Origin of the sequence: Mycetocola spongiae (genome assembly GCF_020424085.1) — a bacterium.
In the GTDB taxonomy this organism is placed as follows: domain Bacteria; phylum Actinomycetota; class Actinomycetes; order Actinomycetales; family Microbacteriaceae; genus Mycetocola; species Mycetocola spongiae.
Window position 1 is genome coordinate 2,621,843 of the sequence record NZ_CP080203.1, and the last position, 14,819, is coordinate 2,636,661.

Genomic DNA, 14,819 nt, shown 5'->3' on the forward strand with positions numbered 1-14,819 from the left:
ACATTCCCAAAAACACCTCATTGCGGATAGGAACCACACGTGGATCTTTACGAGTATCAGGCCCGAGACCTGTTCGAGAAGTACGAGGTACCGGTGCTCGCCGGTATCATCGCGGACACCCCCGAAGAAGTACGAGCGGCGGCCGAGAAGATCGGTGGCGTCGTAGTAGTAAAGGCGCAGGTTAAGGTCGGAGGCCGCGGCAAGGCCGGCGGCGTGAAGGTCGCCAAGACCCCCGACGAGGCTTTTGAGGCCGCGCAGGCCATCCTCGGTCTGGACATTAAGGGACACGTTGTGAAGCGCGTCATGGTGGCACAGGGTGCCCGCATCGCGCAGGAGTTCTACTTCTCCGTGCTGCTGGACCGCGCCAACCGCTCCTACCTGTCGCTCACGAGCGTCGAGGGCGGCATGGAGATCGAGCAGCTCGCCGTCGAGAAGCCCGAGGCCCTCGCCCGCATCGAGATCAACCCGCTCACGGGCATCGATGCCGCCAAGGCCCGCGAGATCGCCGTGGCCGCCAACTTCCCCGAGGAGCTTGTGGAGAAGGTCGCGAATGTTTTCGTGAAGCTCTACGACGTTTATAAGGGCGAGGACGCCACGCTGGTTGAGGTTAACCCGCTGGTCCTCACCGAGGAGGGCGACGTGGTCGCCCTCGATGGCAAGGTCTCGATCGACGAGAACGCCGACTTCCGCCACCCCGAGCACGAGGCGCTGGCCGATAACGACGCCACCGACCCGCTTGAGCTCAAGGCCAAGGAAAACGACCTCAACTACGTGAAGCTCGACGGCCAGGTGGGCATCATCGGTAACGGTGCCGGCCTCGTGATGTCCACGCTCGACGTGGTCGCCTATGCCGGAGAGAACTTCGGCGGCGTAAAGCCCGCCAACTTCCTCGACATCGGTGGTGGAGCCTCGGCCGAGGTTATGGCCAACGGACTCGACGTGATCCTCGGCGACGAGCAGGTCAAGTCGGTCTTTGTGAACGTCTTTGGTGGCATCACCGCCTGTGACGCCGTGGCCAACGGAATCATCAAGGCGCTGGAGATCCTCGGATCCGCCGCCACCAAGCCGCTGGTTGTACGCCTCGACGGCAATAAGGTAGACGAGGGTCGCGCGATCCTCGCCGCCGCCAACCACCCGCTGATCACCATCGCGGGTTCCATGGACGAGGGTGCCGCTAAGGCAGCCGAGCTGGCTTCGAAGTAAGGACGAAATACACCCATGTCTATCTTTGTCAATAAGGACTCCAAGGTCATCGTCCAGGGCATTACCGGCGGCGAGGCTTCCAAGCACACCGCCCTCATGCTCGCGGCCGGTACCAACATCGTCGGTGGCGTCAACGCCCGCAAGGCCGGCACCACCGTGACCCACGGCGATATCACCCTTCCGGTATTTGGAAGCGTGAAGGAAGCCATGGAGACCACCGGAGCCGACGTGTCCATCGCGTTTGTGCCCCCGGCCTTCTCCAAGGATGCCGCGATCGAGGCCATCGACGCCGAGATCCCCCTGCTGGTCATCATCACCGAGGGTATCCCCGTGGGCGACTCGGCCGAGTTCTGGGCCTACGCCCAGGAGAAGGGCAATAAGACCCGGATCATCGGACCGAACTGCCCCGGCATCATCACCCCGGGCGAGGCCCTCGTGGGCATCACCCCGGCCAATATCGCCGGAACCGGCCCCATCGGCCTGGTCTCCAAGTCGGGTACCCTCACGTACCAGATGATGTATGAGCTGCGCGAGATCGGTTTCTCCACCGCCATCGGCATCGGCGGTGACCCCATCATCGGTACCACCCACATCGACGCGCTCGCCGCGTTTGAGGCCGACCCCGATACCAAGGCCATCGTCATGATCGGTGAGATCGGTGGCGACGCCGAGGAGCGTGCCGCCGACTATATCAAGGCCCACGTCACCAAGCCCGTTGTGGGTTATGTGGCCGGCTTCACCGCCCCCGAGGGTAAGACCATGGGTCACGCCGGAGCAATCGTCTCCGGTTCGGCCGGTACCGCCCAGGCCAAGCAGGAGGCCCTCGAGGCCGCCGGCGTGAAGGTCGGAAAGACCCCGTCGCAGGCGGCAGACCTGATGCGCGAGATCATCAAGGGTCTCTAGCACTCGACGCTTCGCGGCGCGGCCCCCCACCCTCGGGTGGGGGGCCGCGCCTGTTTATGGGTGTGGCGCGGGGGAATTTTTGGGCCCCGCGGCGCTACCCGCACAGCCCCGGCCCGCGCCGAAAACCCCCGGGATTACCGGGCACAACGCGCCCCGGCTCATCCGCTGGTGGGCGCGGCGCGGGAAAGAATACCTCGCCAGATGGATTCCAACCGGCCCTCGATTGCCTAGGGTAAAGAGGTGAGTAGTCACGAAGTCCAAACCCCCTCGGTGTCCGGCGATGTTTATGCGGCCGAGGCCGTTGTGGATCTTGCCGTGATCGCCGCCAATATTTCCCGCTTCCGCGAGCTCTATCCCGAGGGCCATATCTGCGTGGCCGTGAAGGCCAATGCCTTTGGCCACGGCGCCGCCGAGGTGGCGCGCGTGGCGATGGCCTCGGGCGCAAGCATGCTGGGATTTGCGCGGCTCAGCGAGGCCCTCGCCCTGCGTGCCTCCGGCCAGGACGCCCCGATGTTTGCGTGGCTGAACGATGTGGCCGATCATGCGGCACTCGCGGCCGCGGCCGATATAGATATCAGCGTCTCCGGGCTGGAAAACCTGCGCGAGATCGCCGCGGCACACAGCGGCGTCGCCGTGCATCTGGAGGTCGAGACCGGCCTCAACCGCGGCGGCACCAGCCCCGAGGACTGGGCCGAGTTTATTGCCGAGGCGCGCCGCTTTGAGGCCGCGGGCCAGATCCGGGTGCGCGGCATCTGGTCGCATCTGTCCCATGCCTCCGATGCCGATATCTCCCGCTCCCGCGCGCAGGATCAGCGCCTGAGGGCCGCGATCGCCGCGGCGCGCGAGGCCGGGCTCACCCCCGAGTTCACCCACCTGGCCAATTCCAGCGGCGTCGCCCTGATCGACCCCACCGCCTATAACATGGTGCGCCTCGGCGCGGGGGTATACGGCATCGACGAGGTGGGCATCGGCCTGAACCCCGCGATGACCCTGAGCGCGCGGGTGATGCAAACCAAGCGTGTGCAGGCGGGGGAGGGTGTGTCCTATGGCCATACCTATCGCGCCCCACGGGATACCACCCTCGCGCTGATCGCGGTGGGTTATGCCGATGGCCTGCCCTGGGCCGCGCACGGCCGCGCCGAGGTGGGCTTTGCGGGCGGGCGGCGCCCCGTGGCCGGGCGCATCTCGATGGACCAAATCATGGTGGATATGGGTGATCTGCCCGTGGCCGTGGGCGATCGCGTGACCCTCTTTGGCCCGGGCACCCACGGCGAGCCCACCGCGGCCGAATGGGCAGGCTGGGCCGGGACCCTCGAACACGAGATTTATTGCGGGATCGGCTCCCGCATCAACCGTCGCTATATTTTCTCCCAGGAAGAGAGCACCTCCGATGAGTGAAACCACACCCGCACTTGAGCCCTATGATCGCCGCGTCGCCGTGATCTTCGGCGGCATCAGCACCGAGCATGAGGTTTCGGTGAAGAGCGGTACCGGGCTGGTGGGCGCGCTGGAGGACCTCGGCGCCGAGGTCCTGCCCGTCCTGATCGAACGCGATGGCACCTGGACCGCGCGCGGCGTGCGCGGCCTGCCCGCGGTGCTGGAACTGCTCGCGAGCGTGGACGCCGTGATTCCCGCGCTGCACGGTGAGGGCGGCGAGGACGGCACCGTTCAGGGCCTCCTGGAGACCGCCGGCATCACCTATGTGGGCAGCCGCACCGGCGCGAGTGGCCTCGCGATGGATAAGTGGTGGTCTAAGGCCGTGGTGGCCTCGATCGGTGGCCGGATCACCCCGGGCCTGATGCTTGATACCCGCGATGTGGACGAGTATCGGCGGGAGCCCGCCGCGCTGACCGGACGCCTCGCGGCGGAGGGCATTAATTTCCCCGTATTTGTGAAGCCCAACCGCGGCGGATCAAGCATCGGCGTGACCCGCGTGGAGGACCCCGCCGGGCTGCCCGCCGCGGTGGAGACCGCCGCCGAGGATGGCTCCGCCGTGCTGATCGAGACCGAGATTCGCGGCCGCGAGATCGATATTGCCGTGCTGGAAATGCCCGATGGTCGCCTGGAGATTGGCCCGCCCCTGGAGATCCTGAGCGATCCCAATCAGCCCTTTTTTGATTTCACCGCAAAATACGCGAGCGGGGATACCCGCTTTGAGGTGCCCGCGCGCATCGATGCCGATCTCAACGCGGCCCTGGCCGAGAACGCGGGCCGCATCTTCCGCGCGCTGGGGGTGCGCGGCCTGGCCCGCATCGACTTCTTCGTGGATGAGAACGGCCCCGTGTTTAACGAGATTAATACGTTCCCGGGCATGACCGCCAAATCGCAGTTCCCCAATATTTGGGCGGCCCGGGGGCTCGACTATCCCGGCATCGCGCGCATACTCGTGGAAACCGCAATCGCGCGTCCCTGACGGCGGAGGCTCACCCCCGGTCAACACCGGGATCGTCGGTCGAAGCTTGTAGGCTGGGACAGGTATGAAACGCACACCCGTCGCACTGCTCGCCGCCCTCGAAGCGCTTATCGCGCTGGTCATCGGGGTGGGGGTGCTTGTGGTGCCCGCTACCCTGATCTGGGCCATCGGCACGGGCTTCTCCGAAAACTGGGCCATCTTCTGGCATGCGGCGGTGGACTTCTGGTTGCTGGGCAACGGCGTGCACCTCTCGGTGACGCTGCCCGATGCGCTGGTGGGGGGCCTGGGCGTGCTGGGGGCCTCGGATCCCTTTGTGCTGAGCCTCGCCCCGCTGGGGGTCACCGCCCTGATGGTTTTCCTGGGTATTCGCGCGGGCTCGCGCTCGGCCGAGGCCGACCATCCAATCGTGGCGCTGGTGGCCGGTGTGCTGAGCTTTGCGCTGTTTTCCACGCTTGTGGTTTTTGCCGCGGGCAGCGAGGTGATCGAGGCGGGCCGCGTGAGCGGCTTCCTGTTCCCCCCGCTGGTATTTGGTGCGAGCATGGCGCTCGGCATCGCCGTGCGGCAGTCCCGCCGCGGCGAGCCGGTTTTTGGCGGCCGCCTCGCGGCGCTGGACCGCCTCGACGAGCCCGCCAATTCCATTATGCGCACGGGGCTGCGGGGTGGCGCCCTGGGCCTGGCCGCGATGATCGGGGCGGCCTCGCTGATCGTCACGATCCTGCTGATCATCAACTATCCGCTGATCACGGGCCTCTATGAGAGCACCCAGCTGGGGGTGGGGGGCGGCATCGTGGTGACCCTCGCGCAGCTGCTCTATCTGCCAACATTTATCATCTGGGCCGCGGCCTGGCTCGCCGGTCCGGGCTTTGCCCTCGGCACCGATAGCCTGTTCTCCCCGCTGGGCACCAGCGCCGGGCCCATCCCCGCCCTGCCCATTTTTGGTGTCCTGCCCTCCGGCTCGGTGGCGATGTCCTGGGCGCTGCTCCTGGTGCCGCTGCTGTGCGGATTCCTGGTGGGCCTGTGGATTCGTCGTTCGCGCGTGGACGCGGGGGAGCTATCGATCCGCGAGGGCGCCGTGGCCGTGGCTGCGAGTGCCGCCGTGGCCGGAATCGCCCTCGGCCTGCTGGCCTGGTTTGCCGCGGGTTCGTTTGGTCCGGGGCGTCTGGCGGAGATGGGCCCCGTGGCCTGGCTTGTGGGGCTGGTCTTCCTCGCCGAGATCGCCATCGGCGGCCTGCTGGGCCTGATTTCCGGTTCCGCCCGGCAAATCTCCGGGCGCATCTAGGCGGTCGATTCTCAGGATAGACTCGACGGGTGCTCTCACTTATCGTGCTGATCTCCGGGACCGGATCCAATCTGCGTGCCCTTCTCGACGCTACCCGCGAACCCGGGTTCCCCGCGCAGGTAGTGGCCGTGGGTGCCGACCGCGATGCCGCGGGGCTCGAACATGCGCGCGAGTATGGGATTCCCACGTTCACCGTGCCGTTCCGCGAGTATGCCTCGCGCGAGGACTGGGGCGCGGCGCTGCTGGAACAGATCCGCGGGTTTGGGCCCGATCTGGTGGTTCTGAGCGGCCTGATGCGCCTGGTCCCCCATAACGTGGTGGACGCGCTGACCCCGAACCTGATTAATACCCATCCGGCGTATCTGCCCGAGTTCCCCGGCGCGCACGGTGTGCGCGATGCGCTGGCCTCCGGCACCGACCGGACCGGGGCCTCGATTATCGTCGTGGACGGCGGGGTGGATGCCGGACCGATCATCGTTCAGGAGCGCGTTGCCGTGCTGCCCGGCGATACCGAAGAAAGCCTGCACGAGCGGATTAAACCGGTGGAACGCCGGCTGCTCGTGGATACCGTGCGCAATATCGCGAACGGCCTAGATTTGCAGTCCCTCACAACCCAAAATTCCTAGGAGAACCTCCCATGGCCGGTCCCAGCCACGATGCAAGCCTCTACCGAAACCGCGATCTTATCCCCGTCCGCCGCGCCCTGATCTCGGTCAGCGATAAGACCGGACTGCTTGACCTGGCCGCCGCGCTGGCCGGCGCCGGAGTGGAGATTATCTCCACCGGGTCCACCGCCCAGACCATCCGCGATGCCGGGCATCCCGTGACCGATGTGGCCGCGGTCACCGGCTTCCCGGAGGCCCTCGACGGCCGTGTGAAGACCCTGCACCCCGGGGTCCACGCGGGCCTGCTGGCCGATCTGCGCCTGGAATCCCACGAGAAGCAGCTCGCCGATATGGGGGTGGAGCCCTTTGAACTCGTGGTGGTGAACCTCTACCCGTTTGTGGAGACCGTGGCCTCGGGCGCGCAGGGCAATGACGTGGTGGAGCAGATTGATATCGGCGGCCCGGCGATGGTGCGTGCCGCCGCGAAGAACCACCCCAATGTGGCCATCGTGGTCTCGCCCGATTCCTATACCCGCGTGATCTCCGCGGTGGCCGAGGGGGGCACCACGCTGGGGCTGCGCCGCGAGCTGGCCGCCCAGGCGTTCTCGCATACCGCCGCCTATGACACCGCGGTGGCAGGCTGGTTCACCGATACCGCCGAGGGTTTTGGTGCCTCGCTCACGATTCAGGCCGAGCTTCAGGGTGTGCTGCGCTATGGCGAGAACTCGCATCAGGAGGCCGCGCTGTACTCGCGCGCCGGCGGCCACGGTATCGCCCAGGCCACGCAGCTGCACGGCAAGGAGATGAGCTATAACAACTTCGTGGATGCCGATGCAGCGGTGCGTGCCGCCTATGACTTCCAGAATCCCGCCGTCGCTATCATCAAGCATGCCAATCCCTGTGGCATCGCGATTGCCTCGCCCAAGGCCCCGGACGCCATCGCGAGTGCCCATCAGCGCGCGCACGAGTGCGACCCCGTCTCGGCCTTTGGCGGCGTGATCGCCGCGAACCGTCCCGTGACGCTGAAGATGGCCGAGACCGTTAAGGAAATCTTCACCGAGGTTCTTGTGGCCCCCGGCTTTGAGCCCGAGGCCCTTGAGGTGCTGCGCACCAAGAAGAACCTGCGCCTGCTGCAGCTGCCCGAGGGTTTTGAGCCCGAGACGATGGAGACCAAGCAGATCTCCGGCGGCCTGCTGGTGCAGGAATCGGACCGTTTTGGCGAGGGTGATATCGACGCCAACTGGACGCTTGCCACGGGTGAGCCCGCGGATGAGGCCACGCTCTCCGATCTGCGTTTCGCCTGGAAGGCGTGCCGCTCGGTGAAGTCCAACGCAATCCTGCTCGCCCGCGCCGGCGCCTCGGTGGGCGTGGGCATGGGCCAGGTCAACCGCGTGGACTCCTGCCAGCTGGCCGTGAGCCGCGCCGGTGAGCGCGCGCTGGGCTCGGTCGCGGCCTCCGATGCGTTTTTCCCGTTTGCCGATGGCCTGGAGGTTCTGCTGAAGGCCGGCGTGCGTGCGGTGGTCCAGCCCGGTGGCTCGGTGCGTGATCCCGAGGTGATCGCCGCGGCCGAGGCCGCGGGCGTCACGATGTACTTCACGGGTGAGCGCCACTTCTTCCACTAGGCTCCACACCCGGGCGGCCGACGACGATCCCTGATCGCCGTCGGCCGCTTTTGTTTTTGCGCCCAAACGGGGAGCGAAACGAGGCTCCAAACGAGGAACCATGCGTCCCGGGTGAGGGCTTTCTTCGGGCGGTTGGGGAGATCGATCGCGCGGGCGGCCCGCCCGCCCGGAACCGCGGTCACCTCGGGTCTTGGGCGCGGGTTCACCCCGGCGGGGAGGGCGCTTATTGCGCCCAATACCGCCGCACCAACGCGGCCCGAGGCTTCCCCGGCCGCCCCGCGGTGCTGCAAGATATGCCCTATGAAATTTGCGTTCGTTGATGAGTCCGAGCGGGACGAAGATTTTTATTTCCTGGGGGCGGTGGTGGTGGATGAACCCGAGGCCTTTGCGCTGTCTATGAGGCTCCACCGAATCATGGCGAAACACTCCCGGTCGAATCCACTCCTCTCCGCGGCGGAGGAGTTCCATGCCAGCGCAATGATGCGAGCGGCCGCGGCACCCTGGCGTGGGGTTCCCGTGCGGCTTCGGCACCCTGGCGTGGGGTTCCCGTGCGGCTTCGGTTGCGGATATTTCGGGAGGTGCTTCAGGCACTCGTTGCGAGCAGGGGACGCATTTTTATCGAGGGCATCGACGTGGCTCGGCAGAAGGGTGAGGGGTTCCGGAATCGCACGCCCGCCCGTGAGCTCGCCTTCAGCCACCTTTTTGAGCGCATCAACGATTGCGGAACGGCGGCCGAGAGCGTGCAGATTTTTGCCGATAACCATCACACCGCGGAGGTCAGCCGCAGCAATTTTCGACGCTATAAAATCACCGGAACCGCGGGTCATCACAACAACACACTCGCCAGGATAAGCCCCGAGTTTTGTTTTATCGACTCGCATTCGAACCGAATCCTGCAGGCGGCCGATCTGGTTACCTATCTGTTTAACCGGGTTACCACGATGAGGGATATCAACCCTCGAGCCCTCCGCGCCCAGGAGGAGTTATGGGCGCTTATCGAGCCTGCCGCCACCTGGCCGCGCGGGAGCATAAGACTATGGCCCCCAGCACAAAACCCCCACCGGCGGTGAGGGTTTGGCAAGGCGGGAAGTTTCCTTCCTGCATCCCCAACCTTACGTGGGCGGCCGCGCGCCTGCAAGCCCCTCTTGCACGAGCGAAGAACATTATGCAGCGCCGGCGGACAGCGCGGATGCGCCCCGGGGCCCCACGGCAACGTCGGCCGTTTGTATCCGATCGTATGAGTGGGCCCATTTATCAGGACCAGCCGGCCGCGAAGCCTCGGAAAAAAAATTGACTTATTCTCGATAAAATAATCAGGCAATTTCCCGGAAGCCACTATATTCGGAACATGAATGAGGAGCGTAAACGGGGGCAACCCGCGCGTAATATCGCTGCGGTCAGACTGCGCATAAGCGATGGGAAACCCGCTGCAGTGGAGACCCGGAAGATTTCCGGTGAATCCAAGTTTTCCCCGGAAGAATCCGCCGCGATACTGGCCCAACGCAAACGAGAAAAAAAGTTGTGCAACGGTGAGCATTCCAAAAAAGGAGAAGGCGCGAGCTTCGTCTCGCGGGTGCCGGTGCCCGCCCAAACCGCATCGGCTTCCCATAGCCGGCTTCCCCCAGATTGGGTGCCCGCGAATCGCAGACCCGAGGACTATAAAGACCCCCTGGCGCGGGGCCAAGACCCACGTCGCCTGGAGAAGATGCGCCAAAAAGAGGACGAGCAGCAGCGAGCCGCGGACTCAGAGGATCGGCGGGATACTGAAGACCGGAATCCGGCCTAGCCGATGCGGGAGGCGTGATGATCGTTCCGCGTGTAATCGTGATCTAGCCGGCGGTAGCCGCGACCTGCGGGGAAGAGTTCCCCCGCCTCATCGTGACCGAATGAATGAGCATCAAATGCCTCAACCACTGCCACACACCGCATCCCCGCCGCGTTGCACTCACCCAGATCCCGGGGAGCCCGGATGAACACGGGCCGGATCGAGGGGAGAACTTGCCTCAGCAACGTGACGGAGGCCGTCTGGCCTTAAAACACAACGCCCCGCAAGCGGGGCGTTGGCAGATGTGGGAGGCTTTCGCGTCCTACCCATTAAGGCTAACAGCGGATACATCTCCCGTCTAGCCCCGTCCGGCGCATAGTGCACTCATCGGTGGTCATCAGGGGACGGTCAGTCGCGCTGGCTAGGGTGGCGAGCATGAATCCTGCCTCCCTGCGCCGAGTTGGCGCCTCCCTGCTGGCCGCCGCCGCGGTCGCCCTTATTACCCACGTTTTGGCCATCTTCCCGATGTACCTCGTGCAAAACTTCGCCCCCGAGTCCCTCGGCATTCTGAACGGCTTTTACCTCTATAACACCCTGGTGCTCTTTGTGGTGGTCGCGATCCTGGCGCTCGCGGGAGGACTCACCCGGTCCTGGCTGGCCGTGCTCACGGGTGTGGTGGCGGCCTTTATGGCCCCGGTTATCGGGGCGGGAATCCTGGTGGTCACGGGCGGTTCGCCGCTGAACGCGGGCACCATAGACTCGATCTTCAACTCGCTGCTGAACTCCAACCTCGCCTATCTCATCGTGACCGTTCTTGCCGTGCCCACGCTGGGCCGCGCAATCTATCGCGCGGTAATGCCCGAGTCGGCCCCCGCGGAGGACACGGACGAGCGGCCGGGCTCGCGTCCGATCCTGCTGCTCGCGGCCGCCCCCGCCGCCAAGCCCGCGGACACCGTCCCGGCCGGGGACCCTGCCGCGGAGCCGGCCACCGAATCCCTCGCTCCCGAAAACACCCCCGCGACCCCGGCGGAGCCCGAGGCGGAAGCTACAACCGAGGAAACCGCCCCCACCCCGGCCCCGGTGGACGCCGCCGACCTCTCCTATCGTGAGCACTTTATCGACGCCGACTGGCTGATCGAGGAATCGGATTCGCTCGACTCGGCCCCCGACGCCCCCGAGATCGCACATATCGGCCGGGTCCTGATCACCCGCGCACACTCGGCGCTGGGCGAACGCCTCGGCCTGCACTCCCGCCGCATCGACGGCGGCGCCCTGCTGCACCGGGACGACCTCCTGATCGCCGCCGATACCATCTACGTGGCGCTAAGCGCCACCACCAACGTGGAGGGAATCCACCGGCTGCGGGTCATCCTGGAGCCCCTCGGCCGCGCCCTGCGTGTTGTGCCCGTGGCCGCCGGCCGGAGCCTCGGCCGGGCCGCCGTGGCCCTGCCCGATGGCAGCATTCTTGCCGATCCCGCGGCGTTCCCGAACCCCGAGCTGCTGCCGCCCGTGCGGGGATGCGCGGGCGATCCCGCGGCCACCGTCCTGGATGCCGTGACGATCCTGGTCGCGCCGGGCCAAAGCGACCTTTCCCGCACCCTCACCGATCTGGGCTTTGCCGTGGTGGAGGCCGCCCCGAGCACCCCGGGGAGCGCGTTTATCCTCGGATAACCCCGGCATCGCCTCCGGCCACCCCGCGAGTTCGGCCGGAGGGGATGCCGTGTCGCCCGGAACCGCCTAGGCTGAGTGGGCGGTACCCCGCTCATCACCCTCGTCTCGTCCATTGAATCCCCGAGGAGCCCTCGCCATGTCCCAGCCCAATTCCGATCCCACCCCGTCCGCGACCACCGATCTGGTTGTGGCCGCCGTGGAGGCAGATAATGCCCGTCTTGCGAGCCTGATTGCCGACTGGTCCGAGATGCGCGAGCGGTTTTTTGCGCTCGGTGAGCACTTCATCAGCGTCGAGGTGGCGGCCGATTTGGCCGAGGACCCCGAGAGCGAGTTTGATCGTCCGTTCACCGCGGAGGAGGAGCGCATGATCGCGGTCCTGGAAAAGCGTGAGCGGCTGACCCGCAGCCTGCTGGGCGAGGCCGCACGGTGGATCACCGAGGATAACTACGATGAGGCCACCGAGGGGGCCACCGAGGACGACCTCGAGGACCTTGAGGACGATGACGACGAGGATATCCCCGAGGAGCTGCACGAGCTCCTGGAGAATATCGGCGAGGGCAATGAGGACCTGATCGAGGCGGCCGCGCGTATCGACGCCCAGCGCGATCTTTATGCGGCCCTCGCCTCGCATAATGAGGGGGCCTGGGCCCGCGCCGAGGCCGCCCGCAACGATGACGATGAGTTCATCGCGATCCCCGGCCTGGTGCGCATCTGGGAAACCATGGAGGCCTCCGAGGAGGCCCTGCGCGGCCTGCTTGTGCGCTCCGCCGAGTGGTTTGAGGACGATGTGCGTGACCGCACGATGTACGCGGATATTCGCCGCGACGAGGACTAAACCAAAAACGGGGCCGGGTGAGTATTCTCACCCGGCCCCGTTTTGTCGTATCGGCTAGCGGCGAATGCCACCCTCAAGCTTGAGCATGCGGGCGATCACGAGGTCCAGCTGCTCATCCGAGAAGATCTTCTTCCAATCCTCGCGAATGATTGTTTCGCGGCCGTAGTCCATCGCGATCAGGCACGCATCGGAGAAGGGGTTATCCCCCTGGAGCGAGTTCGCGAGGGCCACCTGGGTATGTCCGAGCAGCATCGCGCGCGCCGCCGCCTCGGGGACACCCGCGGTGTGCACGGTCTCGTGCAGCGCCTCCTTCAGCAGGTCGCCGATCATGCAGGCCACCACCTCCACGAGCGTGGGCTCCAGATAGGCGAGCTGCTTCACGGTGACCCAGTGCACGGCCACCACGGGCGCATAGATCGCGCGGATAACCTCCTCGGCCACCGCACGAGCCGTCTCGTTTTCCGATTCCAGCGCGGCCACCACCTCCTGCTTGGCGGCGATGCCCCCAAACGTATCGGCGTATTCCTCGGGCGTATGGCGCTCCACAAATACCGAGGGGTGGCACGGGTGTGCCACGGCAAACTCGATGTCCTCGCGGGTCGCGAGCAGCCCGGCATAGGCCGCCGCCGGGTCCAGGGTGAGCACAATTGCGCCGGATTTCAGCGCGGGTACCACGGACTCGGAGACCGAGCCGAGCACGAGGTCGGGCACCGCGAGGATCACCACATCGGCATCCGCGATGGCATCCGCTGTCTCGCTCACAGCGCGGCCCGCGGCGCTCACGCGCTCGCGTCCGGCGGGGGAGGCCTCGCTATAGAACACGGTATGGGCGGTCTTCTGCAGGTTATTGGATACCCGCATACCCATCTTTCCGCCGGCCCCGATGACCGCGATGGTGAGGATGTTTTCCGTCATGATTTTTCCTTTGAGGGTTGGTGGCCAGTGCCAGGGTTAGTCAAGAATTTTGGAGGTGGTTCCCGCGCCCGGGAGGCCCGAGTCCGCGCGTCCGCGCCGGGCCAGACCCAGCATGATCGCGGCGGATGCCAGCATGAAGGCGCCCACAACCCACATGCCCGCGTGATAATTGCCCGTCCAATCGGCCAGGGCCCCGGTGATATAGGGTGCGGAGAATCCGGCGAGGTTACCCACGGTATTGATCAGCGCGACCCCCGCGGCCGCCGCGGCACCGGTGAGGAACTGCGTCGGGAGCGTCCAGAAATTGGGCAGCGCGGCGAAGATCGCACACGCGGTGACCGTGATCACGGCCACCGTGGCGGCGGGTGAGCCCGCGGACAGCGCCAGCGGAATGCTCAGCCCACCGATCAGCGCGGGGAGCCAGATATGCCACGGCTTCAGGCCGTGTGCGGTGGCGTGCCGCGACCACAGGTAGAGCACCACGGCGGCGGGCAGATACGGGATGGCGGTGATCAGCCCGCGCTCGAATACCGAGAACGTGGTACCAAACTGCTCCTCGAAGCCGCCGATGATGGTGGGCAGGAAAAACGCGAGCGTATAGAGCCCATAGATGAACCCAAAATACACGGCCGAGAGTGCCCAGACGCGGCCGCTGCCAAATGCTGTGCGCAGCCCGCCGCGCGGCTTGCGCGTGCCGGCATTTTTGGCCTCGGTGGCGGCGCGCTCGGCGCTCAGCGCGGCGATCAGCCAGGTCTTTTCCGGGGTGCTCAGCCAGCGCGCCTCGGCGGGGTTATCGGAGAGCACAAACCAGGCGAGGATACCCACCACGATCGCGGGCACGGCCACCGCGAGGAACATAAACCGCCAGCCCTCGAGGCCAAAAAACACGCCGTGCTGATTGATCAGGAGCCCGGCCAGCGGCGCACCGATCACGGTGGTCAGCGGCTGGGCCAGATAAAACAGCGCGAGGGTTTTGCTGCGGTGTTTTGCCGGGACCCAGAGACTCAGAAACAGGATCGCGCCGGGGAAAAATCCGGCCTCGGCCACTCCGAGGATAAAGCGCAGGATCGCGAGCTGTTCAAAATTGCCCACCCAGGTGAAGAGCAGCGCCACGATGCCCCAGCTGACCATGATGCGGGAGAGCCAGCGGCGCGCCCCAAAGCGGTGCAGCGCCATATTGCTGGGTACCTCAAGCAGGATATAGCCGATAAAAAACACGCCCGAGGCGAAGCCAAACTGCGCGGCACTCAGGGCGAGGTCGGTATTCATGCCATTGGGGGCGGCGAAGCTGATCGCGGTGCGGTCGAGGTAGTTAATAAAAAACATCAGTGCCACAAACGGCACCAGGCGGATGCTGATCTTGCGCATCGTGGATTTTTCTACGGCGGTCTGATCGGGCGGTGACGCCACGGGTTGTGACACTGCGACTCCTTTGTCTGTGATGAGTACCGATTGTGATCGCTCCCTTTTGTGGGGCGGGCCCCCAATTGTCTAACCGGTTGACCAAAGCGATGCCCTCACCCTAGCCTACGGATAACCGGTTGACCAAACATTGCGGGATTTTTGCGGCGCGACGCGCCCGGGTTGCGCTTTTCTCCCGGCCGTCGA

General features: G+C 65.7%; 13 protein-coding genes. 11 read left to right on the forward strand and 2 right to left on the reverse strand.

Going from position 1 to position 14,819, the window contains the following annotated elements:
- Positions 1–39: 39 nt before the first annotated feature.
- The 11 genes from sucC (at position 40) to KXZ72_RS12115 (ending at position 12,296) form a co-directional block, all read left to right on the forward strand.
- Entirely contained in the window at positions 40–1,203 is a 1,164-nt protein-coding gene (sucC, locus tag KXZ72_RS12065; protein ID WP_226081178.1) for an ADP-forming succinate--CoA ligase subunit beta, read from the forward strand.
- Between the two features lie 15 nt (positions 1,204–1,218).
- Positions 1,219–2,106, forward strand: a complete 888-nt coding sequence (sucD, locus tag KXZ72_RS12070; RefSeq protein ID WP_226081179.1) for a succinate--CoA ligase subunit alpha — start codon at positions 1,219–1,221, stop codon at positions 2,104–2,106.
- A 240-nt stretch (positions 2,107–2,346) separates the two neighbouring features.
- On the forward strand, positions 2,347–3,504 hold the full coding sequence (gene alr, locus KXZ72_RS12075; RefSeq protein WP_226081180.1) for an alanine racemase: 1,158 nt from the start codon (positions 2,347–2,349) through the stop codon (positions 3,502–3,504).
- Positions 3,497–4,519: a D-alanine--D-alanine ligase family protein gene (locus tag KXZ72_RS12080; protein WP_226081181.1), complete on the forward strand. Its 1,023-nt coding sequence runs from the start codon at positions 3,497–3,499 to the stop codon at positions 4,517–4,519. The genes alr and KXZ72_RS12080 overlap by 8 nt, the downstream gene beginning before the upstream one ends.
- Before the next feature lie 64 nt (positions 4,520–4,583).
- Positions 4,584–5,798 carry a cell division protein PerM gene (locus KXZ72_RS12085; RefSeq protein ID WP_226081182.1) on the forward strand — a complete coding sequence of 405 codons (1,215 nt, stop codon included), beginning with the start codon at positions 4,584–4,586 and terminating at the stop codon, positions 5,796–5,798.
- 29 nt (positions 5,799–5,827) lie between these two features.
- A complete protein-coding gene (purN, locus tag KXZ72_RS12090; protein ID WP_226081183.1) occupies positions 5,828–6,424 on the forward strand; it encodes a phosphoribosylglycinamide formyltransferase in 597 nt (198 codons plus the stop codon).
- Positions 6,425–6,435: 11 nt separating this feature from the next.
- Positions 6,436–8,025 (forward strand): bifunctional phosphoribosylaminoimidazolecarboxamide formyltransferase/IMP cyclohydrolase, encoded by a 1,590-nt coding sequence (gene purH / locus KXZ72_RS12095; protein ID WP_226081184.1) that lies wholly within the window; start codon positions 6,436–6,438, stop codon positions 8,023–8,025.
- 578 nt (positions 8,026–8,603) lie between these two features.
- Complete coding sequence (locus KXZ72_RS12100) at positions 8,604–9,095, forward strand: DUF3800 domain-containing protein (RefSeq protein WP_226081185.1); 492 nt, start codon at positions 8,604–8,606, stop codon at positions 9,093–9,095.
- Between the two features lie 278 nt (positions 9,096–9,373).
- Positions 9,374–9,811, forward strand: a complete 438-nt coding sequence (locus KXZ72_RS12105) for a chlorophyll a-b binding domain-containing protein (protein ID WP_226081186.1) — start codon at positions 9,374–9,376, stop codon at positions 9,809–9,811.
- A gap of 414 nt (positions 9,812–10,225) precedes the next feature.
- Complete coding sequence (locus KXZ72_RS12110; protein WP_226081187.1) at positions 10,226–11,461, forward strand: hypothetical protein; 1,236 nt, start codon at positions 10,226–10,228, stop codon at positions 11,459–11,461.
- A 136-nt stretch (positions 11,462–11,597) separates the two neighbouring features.
- A complete protein-coding gene (locus tag KXZ72_RS12115) occupies positions 11,598–12,296 on the forward strand; it encodes a hypothetical protein (protein WP_226081188.1) in 699 nt (232 codons plus the stop codon).
- A 54-nt stretch (positions 12,297–12,350) separates the two neighbouring features.
- On the opposite strand, the gene KXZ72_RS12120 is transcribed toward KXZ72_RS12115, so the two are convergent.
- Together KXZ72_RS12120 and KXZ72_RS12125 are read right to left on the reverse strand one after the other, a co-directional pair.
- Positions 12,351–13,211, reverse strand: coding sequence for a phosphogluconate dehydrogenase C-terminal domain-containing protein (locus KXZ72_RS12120; protein ID WP_226081189.1), 861 nt, complete (start codon positions 13,209–13,211; stop codon positions 12,351–12,353).
- A gap of 36 nt (positions 13,212–13,247) precedes the next feature.
- Entirely contained in the window at positions 13,248–14,579 is a 1,332-nt protein-coding gene (locus KXZ72_RS12125) for an MFS transporter (RefSeq protein ID WP_226083523.1), read from the reverse strand.
- Positions 14,580–14,819: the final 240 nt, after the last annotated feature.

Excerpts from the sequence above, each read along its gene's own strand:
- KXZ72_RS12110 (WP_226081187.1), top strand. The coding sequence starts at position 10,226 with ATGAATCCTGCCTCCCTGCGCCGAGTTGGCGCCTCCCTGCTGGCCGCC.
- KXZ72_RS12080 (WP_226081181.1), top strand. The coding sequence starts at position 3,497 with ATGAGTGAAACCACACCCGCACTTGAGCCCTATGATCGCCGCGTCGCC.
- KXZ72_RS12125 (WP_226083523.1), bottom strand. The coding sequence starts at position 14,579 with ATGCGCAAGATCAGCATCCGCCTGGTGCCGTTTGTGGCACTGATGTTT.
- sucD (WP_226081179.1), top strand. The coding sequence starts at position 1,219 with ATGTCTATCTTTGTCAATAAGGACTCCAAGGTCATCGTCCAGGGCATT.
- KXZ72_RS12115 (WP_226081188.1), top strand. The coding sequence starts at position 11,598 with ATGTCCCAGCCCAATTCCGATCCCACCCCGTCCGCGACCACCGATCTG.
- purH (WP_226081184.1), top strand. The coding sequence starts at position 6,436 with ATGGCCGGTCCCAGCCACGATGCAAGCCTCTACCGAAACCGCGATCTT.
- KXZ72_RS12105 (WP_226081186.1), top strand. The coding sequence starts at position 9,374 with ATGAATGAGGAGCGTAAACGGGGGCAACCCGCGCGTAATATCGCTGCG.
- KXZ72_RS12120 (WP_226081189.1), bottom strand. The coding sequence starts at position 13,211 with ATGACGGAAAACATCCTCACCATCGCGGTCATCGGGGCCGGCGGAAAG.
- KXZ72_RS12085 (WP_226081182.1), top strand. The coding sequence starts at position 4,584 with ATGAAACGCACACCCGTCGCACTGCTCGCCGCCCTCGAAGCGCTTATC.